8 protein-coding genes are annotated in these 9821 nt (G+C 62.8%); 4 read left to right on the top strand and 4 right to left on the bottom strand.

What is annotated here, in order from left to right:
- Window positions 1–205: 205 nt before the first annotated feature.
- Window positions 206–712, bottom strand: coding sequence for a zeta toxin family protein (locus J2853_RS47560; RefSeq protein WP_307569536.1), 507 nt, complete (start codon window positions 710–712; stop codon window positions 206–208).
- Window positions 713–739: 27 nt separating this feature from the next.
- Between J2853_RS47560 and J2853_RS47555 the strand changes: the two genes are divergently transcribed.
- From J2853_RS47555 to J2853_RS47540, 4 genes are all read left to right on the top strand, one after another.
- Window positions 740–883: a hypothetical protein gene (locus tag J2853_RS47555; protein WP_307569534.1), complete on the top strand. Its 144-nt coding sequence runs from the start codon at window positions 740–742 to the stop codon at window positions 881–883.
- Entirely contained in the window at window positions 880–1305 is a 426-nt protein-coding gene (locus J2853_RS47550) for a hypothetical protein (protein WP_307569532.1), read from the top strand. The genes J2853_RS47555 and J2853_RS47550 overlap by 4 nt, the downstream gene beginning before the upstream one ends.
- Window positions 1306–2089: 784 nt before the next feature.
- Window positions 2090–3772, top strand: a complete 1683-nt coding sequence (locus J2853_RS47545) for an ISAzo13 family transposase (protein ID WP_307569530.1) — start codon at window positions 2090–2092, stop codon at window positions 3770–3772.
- A gap of 1085 nt (window positions 3773–4857) precedes the next feature.
- Complete coding sequence (locus tag J2853_RS47540; RefSeq protein WP_307569529.1) at window positions 4858–6183, top strand: helix-turn-helix domain-containing protein; 1326 nt, start codon at window positions 4858–4860, stop codon at window positions 6181–6183.
- A 32-nt stretch (window positions 6184–6215) separates the two neighbouring features.
- Here J2853_RS47540 and J2853_RS47535 read toward each other — a convergent pair whose 3' ends face one another.
- The 3 genes from J2853_RS47535 to J2853_RS47525 form a co-directional block, all read right to left on the bottom strand.
- Window positions 6216–6989: a hypothetical protein gene (locus tag J2853_RS47535; RefSeq protein WP_307569527.1), complete on the bottom strand. Its 774-nt coding sequence runs from the start codon at window positions 6987–6989 to the stop codon at window positions 6216–6218.
- 671 nt (window positions 6990–7660) lie between these two features.
- On the bottom strand, window positions 7661–8848 hold the full coding sequence (locus J2853_RS47530; protein ID WP_307569525.1) for a cytochrome P450: 1188 nt from the start codon (window positions 8846–8848) through the stop codon (window positions 7661–7663).
- A 99-nt stretch (window positions 8849–8947) separates the two neighbouring features.
- The gene (locus J2853_RS47525) at window positions 8948–9394 is read right to left on the bottom strand and encodes a hypothetical protein (RefSeq protein WP_307569523.1); all 447 of its coding nucleotides are present in this window, start codon (window positions 9392–9394) and stop codon (window positions 8948–8950) included.
- Window positions 9395–9821: the final 427 nt, after the last annotated feature.

Here is a 9821-nt window from a genome sequence, read left to right as displayed (position 1 = left end):
GAGCCAGCCAGGCCAGCGCAGGAGCCACAAAGTGCATACGAATCTCGATATGCCGCATGCGACACATTCTGACCAACAACTTGACTCGTAGTCAGTAACAAAGTGAGATTTTCTGCGAATAATTCCCAGGAAACTTCCCATAAGGACATGTACCACCCATTTGGGGTACCTGTCCGCACCATGTCTGCGCCAAAGTCGAGTCGGTTCAGCGTTCGAGTCCATGGCCCGGGTCCATCTGCGTGCGCAGACGCTGTTGGACCGCCTCGAACTCCTGTACTTCTGTCTCAGCCCAGGGCCGCAGCCGCTCGGCTTCGATCGCTTGACGCGTCCGCGGTGGCGCTCCCCGCTGTCCGTCCGGGCCCACATGGTTGGCATACAGCAGCGTGTTTCCCCGGCGAAATACCACCACCGTGTCTGCCAGACGCCCGGCGTCGATCAGCTCGGCCGATGTCAGGATGCCGCTGTAGGACGTCTCGTGTTTTTCCGGCACGGTTAGGCGCCCGTGGCCGTGATCGCGAACCTGCTCGTGGTAACGATGCAAAATTCCTTGACGGCTGAGGGCCTGTGGCACCGCGAGGAACGCGACCTCTGGCCGATATCCCTCGCTCCGGTACTGCGCGACGCTGTCGGCGAAGAACGCGGGATTTTGCATCGTGGTCTCAATGACCACGTCGACCCGCCGTTCGCGTAGATCTTGACTGCCGATGCGCACTCGGCCGGAGCGCAGTACCCTTAGGCCATGGGTGAGATCAAGGTAGGAGAGCAGAGCCGGGTGATGTGGGTTGCCGAGCGGCGCACGCTCGTCGGCACTCCATCTCAACAGGCGCTAGACGAGGCTGATGACTTCATCGATCGGTTCTGGCCGGACCTCAAAGTCTCGTGACCTTTCCTTCTGCTGCCGGCGGATTCGTCCTAGATCCCGGCGCCCTTGTCGAACTCGGTGGCGGGCTCAGCTTCTACGCTGCGGCCTTCGTTGAACGAGCCGCAGTCCGCAGCTTGACATTCGCCGTTCCAGCCGCCGCCTTGTCGGAGGCCTGGCAGCACATTCGTCAAGAAGGGCCAAGCCGTATCGACCAGATGCAGCAATTCATCAGCGGGCCTCTGGTGATCGTTGTGCCGCTGGATGCCGCCGCCGCGTATGCCGCCGGCGAGTTGGTCGAGCAGCGTGACGTTGGCCCTGACGTGACCGCTGCGCACGTAGCTACGATTGCTCGCGAGCGCGGCTGGCCTATTGCAGTAGTGAACCCTGATCGGGTGCTGGCGGTGGATCCCAAAGCGACGGTGGCAAAGCTTCCCGGGACCTGAGCAGTTCACCTCCTCCGGCAGACCCTTAACCCGCCAGTATTCATGTTCTGTACGGTTTAGGTGCTTTTTATGCTTTGATTACTTTTTGTCCCGCCTCGGTGAACCTGATCTCTGTCTCACTAAAGCGGCTCCGCACGTGATTTCGTCCCAGCAAAATGGCTCTTGGGTCTTGTCCCCGATTCACATGAGTGATCGTCTCTGCCCATGGTTCCCCTACCGTCCTTGCTCTTGCTCGCTCGGCTTGGCGGATTCCGGAACTCCGGAGTCGGAAGGGGCAGCGGCCTCGGAAGGCTTCGCGGCGAGTCTGGCTGAGGGACTTGAGGGGAACGCGGCCGCAGCCAGAGCTGCGGTGAGCCTGTCTTGCCCCTCGGGGCCGGCCGCCAGCTGCTTGACCTCGGCATAACTTAATACTGAATCATGATCACTATTGGGCCGGTTCATAATCTGTTCGATGAACTTCCGCTTGCCTCCAAGACGATCCCACATTGCTGGCGCTTCAGCGGGATCAGTAGTGAACGTAGGGATAAACCGGCCATTCGCCAAGGTCGATAACAGCATCTGTTGCCTGACGAAATTCGCACCGGTTGCGGGCGGAAGAACGGGATCGATAGTGAGCTGCCCGTCAGTCGATCGTGATATGACAACTTGGGAAGGGTCCACGGGCCTGAGGTGAACTACTTGCGTGAGTAGGCGAGAAGCCGCCAGAGCGTCAATATTCGCCTCGATCTTAGGGCTCGCAGAGAAATAAGCCGTAGCTTGCCGGGATTGCGTTCGTTGAGATGGTATGGGCGTTACGCAGGAAACGGTGGAGACACTGAGGGCGAAGTTCGGGACGATCTTTCCTCACCTGGATGAACGGCAGCGGCGGCTGCTGATGGGAGCCGAGGCTCGCGCATTGGGGCATGGCGGGATCCGAGCGGTAGCCCGAGCTGCGGATACCCGTGAGGCGACGGTGTCGTTAGGAGTCGATGAGCTGGACGCAGGTGCCGAGCCGCTGGGACGGGCGCGCCGTCGCGGTGGGGGCCGCAAACGCCTGGTCGATCTGGACCCCGGGCTGCGACCAGCGCTGCTGGCCTTGGTCGAGCCGGACGAACGGGGCAATCCGATGTCGCCGTTGCGGTGGACCACCAAGTCCACCCGCACCCTGGCCGCCGAGCTGACGCAGCAAGGACATCGGGTCAGCGCCGATATCGTCGCGGACCTGCTGCGAGAGGAAGGGTTCAGCCTGCAGGCCAACGCCAAGACCATCGAAGGCAAGCAGCATCCGGACCGCGATGGCCAGTTCCGCTATATCAACGAGCAGGTCACGAGCTATCAGCACACGGGCGATCCGGTGATCAGCGTGGACACCAAGAAGAAGGAACTCGTCGGGGAGTTTAAGAACGCGGGCCGGGCCTGGCGGCCGGTGGGCGAGCCGACGGCCACCCGCACCCACGACTTCCTCGACCCGGGCCTGGGCAAAGCGGTGCCGTACGGCATCTACGACCTGACGGCGAATGCCGGCTGGGTGAACGTCGGCACCGACCACGACACCGCCGCCTTCGCCGTGGAGTCCATCCGCCGCTGGTGGAAAGCGTCGGGCAGCAACGACTACCCGCTGGCCACACGTGTGCTGATTACCGCCGACGCGGGAGGATCCAACGGGTATCGCACCCGAGCCTGGAAGGCTGAGCTGGCCGCGCTGGCGGTGGAGAGCGGGCTGGAGATCACCGTGTGCCATTTTCCGCCCGGCACCTCCAAGTGGAACAAGGTCGAGCATCGACTGTTTTCACACATCACCATGAACTGGCGAGGCCGACCGCTGAGCAGCCACGAGGTCATCGTGCAGACCATCGCCTCCACCACCACCCGCACCGGGCTGCGCGTGCACGCCGAGCTCGACACCAGCATCTACCCGACCGGCATCACCATCAGCGACAGGCAGATGGACGCCCTACCGTTGCAACGTCACGACTGGCACGGCGACTGGAACTACACGCTGCGCCCACAGGCATACGCCCAGGTCAACGGTGTCCTGGACCCGTTCGACCAGCCAAGCCCCGACTTGGCCTGGCTCTGTCATCCCGCCCTGACCGGACTGACCGGCCTGGACTGGGACGCCCTGATCGCCACCCTGCTGACACTGCATGACCAACAACGCGAAGCGCACCTGGATAAGCGGCGCGGCCACCGCCCGCGCATGGCCGCTCCCGGCACCGGACGCCGTCCCATCCTCACCCTCGCCGACCGGTTGCTGAGCACTTTTGTCCACTACCGGTTCGGCTTATCCCAAGTCGCCATCGCCGAATTGTTTACCGTCCGGCCCGAGACTCTCAACCGGCGTATACGCGAGACCCGGCAACTCCTCCAGGAGGCAGGACATACCATCCAGCCCAGCCCTCATCGACTGCCGACGCTGGAGGCTCTCTACGACCTGGCCGCAGCGGAAGGCATCACCCCGCCATCGGTGATCAAAGCTGCGTGTTAATAATCCGCGAGCCCTTAGGTGCGGCTCCTTGGGACAAGTGCGCGTATTCGGTGGAGGCTTCGCGCATGTTTCGCCCATTTCCCACGGAGACCTTTCCGCTCACCTGCCCGGTGTCTTCCGACATGGATGTGGCGATGTGTACATAGAGGCCATTCGAGGTATACAGGAGCTCGGTCTGAGGTGCTTCCTCCATCAGAGATTCCCTTCGTTGCAGATGTCGTTGTTGCATCAGGCGTATAGCTGATGTCAGCTTTGAAGATGACCTAGCACTTGATTAGAGGTCAAGGTAGATCGCCGACCTGGAAGCGAGCGCTGTGGGCAGCTGACCTGTGGGCTTGGAGGGTCGCATGGCTAAGCCAGCCGTCGCCGGGGTTCACGGAAAACTGACGGCGTCCGTAGCTCGCTGACTGACGCCGGGACGACCCTGCGGCGGTGTGGCCGGCTCGGGAGAGTGAGGACCCGGAAGGTAGCCCGGGCTATGCCCCATCGGCTTCGGAGGAAGAACCAGCTCGTCAAGGGTCCTGTCAAGGGTTTCTTGCCATTTCAGTCGATGTTCCTTTCGTTCGATGCGGCGCCTGAAGAGCAGTCGTGAGAATAGGCTCTTCGCCACCCTAGAGGATAGTCCGCGGATGGGTTGATGCAGTTTTTCTGGCTTCTGATTCGCCAAGAACCGTTCGGGATGGATGTCATCGGAGATCTTTGGCGTCTTCGCTGATCCCGGGACGGCCATGGCCGTTGAGCCAGGGCTTTGGTCATGGTGATGTGGCTGCCACTCCCCTAGGGCCCGATGACCGAACGCCGTCGGCGGTCTCGTTGCGCTGCTCGATCGCCATCAGCTACGTCGATTGCTTCAGCACCCCATCGATTTGTCGGGCTTTGACCAGCTCACATGCCTTCCAGGCAGGGAGGAGCGTGCTGCGCAGACGATGTTGTACCGTGGTGATCTTTGCTGAGATGGGTGCGACATCTTACGGAGAGATCATGATAGTCAAGAGTGTTGTAAAGGTCATAGCATGTCTTAAACCGTCAGCGAGACGTGTGACTAGAGTTCTCGGGATTAATCGCTAGAGGGAGGCCCGAGAAGGGTGTCGTTGCAGGTAGAGATAGGTAACCGAGTTTTCCCGGAAGGCAATGTCGCGGTTGACAAGCGGGTGGGTGCGCGGATCAGGGCGCTCCGTCGCCAGCGTGGTCTGTCGCAGGCGGCCCTTGGAAATCCTGAGCTATCTAACAGCTATGTGTCGCTCATCGAGAGCGGAAGACGCGCTCCGACACCTGCAGTCTTGGACCTGTTGGCTGCGAAGCTCGGCTGCTCTCGGTCATATCTGCTGAACGGAGTAACCCCTGAGCAGATCACGCAGATCGAGGAGGACCTGCGGCGGGCGCGGCGAGACTTGGAAGCCGGCCAGGTGGCGGAGGCTCGTGACCGCTACGCCATGCTGCTGGCTGATGATGTACTGGATAGCGTGCCGCGGCTACGCCAGGAGGTTGACCTGGGGCGGGCGGCCGTGTTTCGGGCCTGCGGTGCGGTAAATGAGGCGATCGCGCTGCTGATCAAGGTGCGGGAGAGCGATACGGCCGATCTGCCGGCTGAGCGGTATGTCGAGGCGACCGGGCTGCTGTCACAGTGTCACCGGCAGCGAGGGGACTTATCTGGCGCTGTACGGGTCGCCGAGCAGGTATTAACAGGTGATTTTCTCTGGAGCGATGAGCTGGTCTGCTTGGGTGCGGAGCTGGTCGCGGCCTACACCGAGCGTGGTGATCTGGTACGGGGCCGTCAGCTCTGCGCTGAGCTGCTGATGACGGCCGAAGGTGCCGCTCCCCCGGCGCTTGGGCAGGTGTATCGGGCAGCCGCGCTTTTGGCGGCAGAGGATGGGCGCGGCGATGAGGCGATCGCGTACATCGAGCGAGCTCTCGCTCTCCAGTTTGATAGTGAGGAGCCGGGCCAGCTGTGGCGGTTACGCAGTGCCTACGTCCAGGTCCTGCTTACTGTCTCGCCGGGGCAGATCAAAACGCGGCGTGAGACCTTAATCGCGTGGGAGGTCGAACTCCCCGAAAGTTCGGTGCCCGTGGATGCGATGCAATACGCACTGGCCTTGGTGCGTGTGGAGATGCTGCTGGGCTGTCTGGAGCGGGCCGTAGAGCGTATTGAGGCGATCCTCAAGAGTGAGGGCCTGCCGGAGAGTCTGCACATTGAGGCTTACCTGCTGGCAGGTCTGACGATGGCCGAGCTGGGGCGAGGACAGGATGCGCTACGTGAGGTGGCAGCAGCGACGGAGCGGCTGCACGAGGCCTCGGCAAGCCGACTGACCGCCCAAAGATGGCTGACCATCGCGCATATATTGGAGCAGGTCGGTGAGGTTGCCCGAAGTGTGGGGGCTTATCAACGAGCGCTGGCCAGTGCAGGGGTGTAAGTCATCGGCAGGCAGTGTGGGGTCTTCGGAGATCAGGACCTGCCGGCAGGATCGTCTGTCGGGTGAAGGTGACCGTGTGCGGCGTCGGTGAGGATACGCGCTGCGGTGAGGGTTGGGTCATAGCCGAGGGTCAGGCCGCGTACGGCGCGTGAGTGCGTCTCGAAGTTTTCGGGGGGTGCCATCACGTGCATGGAAATGAACTCGTCGCTGATGATCTGTAGCGCCTGGACGTGCGGGGCCGCGATGTCGGGTGCCAGCGCCATCTTGTAGCAGGTGATGAGTGCTTCGAGATCGAAAATTTCGTTATAGCGCAGGGTAAGCGCTGCGCTGATCCGTACCTGGGGTGAAGCTGAGCGCTCGGCAGGGTTGGCAGGGATGGGGGTGACGTTGTATGCCAGTCCAGCGGCCCCTGCGAGCCGGACCCAATCGTGTGCCCGTTGCTCAGCGTAAAGGAAGCGCCCGAATGGCTTGAGTCCGCTGAGCAGTGCGTTGGCAGTCCAGGTGTCGCTCCACCCAGGCGCGTGCTGGTGTGGAATGTTCTCGGTGCCCAGGCCTTGCGAGAATATTTCGTTCAGCGGGCTGATCCACAAACTGCTGAACGGCATTCGCGGGCCGGTCCATTGGTGTTGGAGCCATCCGTTCCAGATGGCCATGCCTTCGGTCCATAGGGGTGGTTGGCGGATGGAGCTCCGTCGGTAGAGGCCATGCATGATGGTGCCGTCGGCCGTACGCCATGGGCCAGGCTCGATGATGCCGTTCGGGCGTGGAGGGGTGCGCTCATCAAGCATGGGAATCCACTCAGGCATCGCCTCGCTCCTTCCTACGCGCCGTGGCATCAGTTTATGGCTCGCAACCGTCGACGGAGATTTCGCGTTCGTCGACTCAGCGACCTCGCCACAAACATCCCGTTGGGAAGGCCACCGCATGCTGCCACCCTAGGCAGGGTCATCGGAAGCTCATGGTGTTCCTTCGCCAGGTCGCCCGCGTTTACCCGGATACCGGCGATGGGACCGAGCTGTACCTGGTGACCGACAACTACGCCGCCCACATGGTACGAAAAGGTCCGCGAACCACTCGCGGTGAACCTGCGCATCCATGGGCATTTCACCCTGGCTCAAGCCTTCTGAATGGACATGTCGAGGTCTGGTCCGTCCCGACCTCACCGGCACGATCTGGCCAAGGCCAAGCGTCCGGAAACCTCAAGTACAGGGCACTACGGTCAGGCCGACCAGATCAGCGCTCACTTGCCAGAGCCGCCGCGCTTGCGACTGGGAGGGCCGGTCCGCGACGAACACGTCCACCTACCCGCCGCCGGCTGCGCGGATCTCGCGAGCCGTGCCCTCGGTGCGCCCGCGGTGTCGGTCGGTGATCGCGAGGTGCTGTGGATTACCCTGGCGCTGCTGTTGGGCTGATCGCCGCCCGCATCGGTGCCGGCCTTGAGTGGCCCGATGCCGATATGGGCGGCGACGCCGCATGACTATCGCAGCGATACCGTGGTGGGCAAGGTGGAAAAGCCGCGGAGCGTCGGCGAGTGCGTGTAGGTGATGCCCGTCTCGTCGATCTCATAGCTGCTCACCCTGGCGATGAGCTCCTCGCAAATGACCCGGAGCTGCAGCCGGGCCAGGACCGCGCCGAGGCAGAAATGGACTCCGGCACCGAACGCCAGCATTTGGGTCTGAGTGGTGTCGCGAGTCAGGTCGTAGCGGTCTGCGTCGGGAAAGACTCGCTCATCGCGATTGGCGGATGCGCCGATCAGCAGCATGCGGGCACCCGCCGGGACCATCGTGTCGTATATGACGGTGTCGCGGGTGAGCTGGCGAGCCATTGTCTGCGGGGGCCCGTCGTAGCGCAGGGTCTCCTCGATCCAGCCGGTGATGTTGCCCGCCCAGGCGATTGCCCGCTGGTCAGGGTGGCGCCAGGCCTGATACCAGGCGTTGCCGGCGAGGTTGGTCACCGTCTCATTTCCGGCCGCGTTGAGCAATGTCAGGACGCCGACGATCTCTTGATCGGTGAGCTGCTCTCCGTCGAGGTTGGCTGTCACCAGTGCGCTGATGAGGTCTTCGCGGGGCTGTGCTCGCCGCTTGGCGATCAGTGCCTTGTAATAGGTGGTCAGTGCCTCGACGCCCACCCAGAACGTGTCCGGCAGGTCTGTGTCGCCGTCGCCGCGGCCGATGATGTTTTCCAGATGCTGACGGATTTCCGCCCGATCCTCGTGCGGGATGCCTAGGAGCTCGGAGATGACGTCCATCGGGATGGCCATGATCGTTGCGGTGAAGTTGAAGCTGCCTGCCTCGAAGGCGCTATCCAGGTGCTGGCGGGTGAGGGCGCGCACGGCGGGCTCCAGGCCGGCCACACGGGAGGGGTTGAATGCGCGTGAGACCAAGGCACGCATGCGGTTGTGCTGAGGTGGATCCATCGCGAGGAAACCGACGAGGTCGGTGGGCTCAAGACCCCATTGCGCTGCCACGTCCCACATCTCCAAGCTCACGCCGTGCGAGTTGGAGTAAAGACCGTGGTTTCGGAAAGCGGGGCTGACGTCGGCATAGCGCGACAGTGCCCAGAAGTCCACATCTTCGTTGTGATACAGCGGTGCCTCATCTCGCAGCCGCGCGTAGGTCGGGTACGGATTTTCCTGCAGTGCGTGGTCGAACGGGTTGTAGTACATCGGTGTCTGGCTCCTTCGGAATGGCACCGTGGTGCGAGATGATCAAATTTCTGGGTGCCAGTGCTGGCGGAGGAAGGTCAGAGCGTTACGTGCAACCCGTTACATCCCGAGGAAGCGGCGGATGCGAGTGTGCAGGTGCGCGGGCAGGCGGTCGTAGCGGCCGAAGCCGGCGTCGAGGTGCTGCTGGTACGCAGCCGCCAGCGCCTCGGGATGCTCGCGTAGGTAGGCGCCGTCGACGCAGGGAGCGAAGTCGCGTAGCGGACTGCCGTCGGCGGCGTAGTAATGGCGCACGAAGTCCAGGACCTCCGCGCTATCGGGGATGAGATCGTGGGTGGCCTCGTGCAGGATCGCTTGGGGATCGCGGCCGGTAGCGCGCAGAAGGCAGCAGATGAGGATGTGCACCTCGGGCGAGAGCTCCGGGCGAGGCACTGACCGCCAGTAGCGCGTGTAGACGAACCGCAGCAGATAGGCGCGGTCGACCAGATCGCTGATGGCTGTCGGCTCCGCGCCGAGACTGTGCGGCCATACCGATTGCGCGAATTCCACAAGCTGGCAGGCCTCCTCGTTGGTGATCGTGCTCAGGTGGCAGTGATCGCCTTCATGCGCGCAGGGCTCGGCCGACGTGAAAGAGGCAGCCGTTCGGCTCTGTGGGAGGGCGCTGTCACAGATCGAGGTTGATGTGGCCTCGTCCGCATCCCGCGCCGGCCTCGTGACCTGGCCTGCACGCAACGGGGTAGCAGCCCCGGGCGCGCGCGGCCGAGTGCGGGGCGCAGGGATTGTGAGCGTGTGCATGTGAACAGTCCCTCCAAGGACATCGACGTGGAAATTCCAGACCGACGCCAACCGATGACGTCTGGTCAGCGGAATTTCCGGACCAGCGACCACGACGATGCATCTCGGGCCGGAAGGTCGCCGCACAAAACCCAGCAAACGGCAGATTTCCTCACGATCCGTGACGACGACCGCAAGCTAC

It is taken from the genome of Streptosporangium lutulentum (assembly GCF_030811455.1).
Taxonomy (GTDB): Bacteria; Actinomycetota; Actinomycetes; order Streptosporangiales; family Streptosporangiaceae; genus Streptosporangium; species Streptosporangium lutulentum.
This window is presented reverse-complemented; position numbering and strand designations above follow the sequence as displayed.

What these genes read in the sequence shown, in the direction of transcription:
- J2853_RS47545 (WP_307569530.1), top strand. Translation starts at nt 2,090, where the DNA reads ATGGGCGTTACGCAGGAAACGGTGGAGACACTGAGGGCGAAGTTCGGG.
- J2853_RS47535 (WP_307569527.1), bottom strand. Translation starts at nt 6,989, where the DNA reads ATGCCTGAGTGGATTCCCATGCTTGATGAGCGCACCCCTCCACGCCCG.
- J2853_RS47555 (WP_307569534.1), top strand. Translation starts at nt 740, where the DNA reads ATGGGTGAGATCAAGGTAGGAGAGCAGAGCCGGGTGATGTGGGTTGCC.
- J2853_RS47530 (WP_307569525.1), bottom strand. Translation starts at nt 8,848, where the DNA reads ATGTACTACAACCCGTTCGACCACGCACTGCAGGAAAATCCGTACCCG.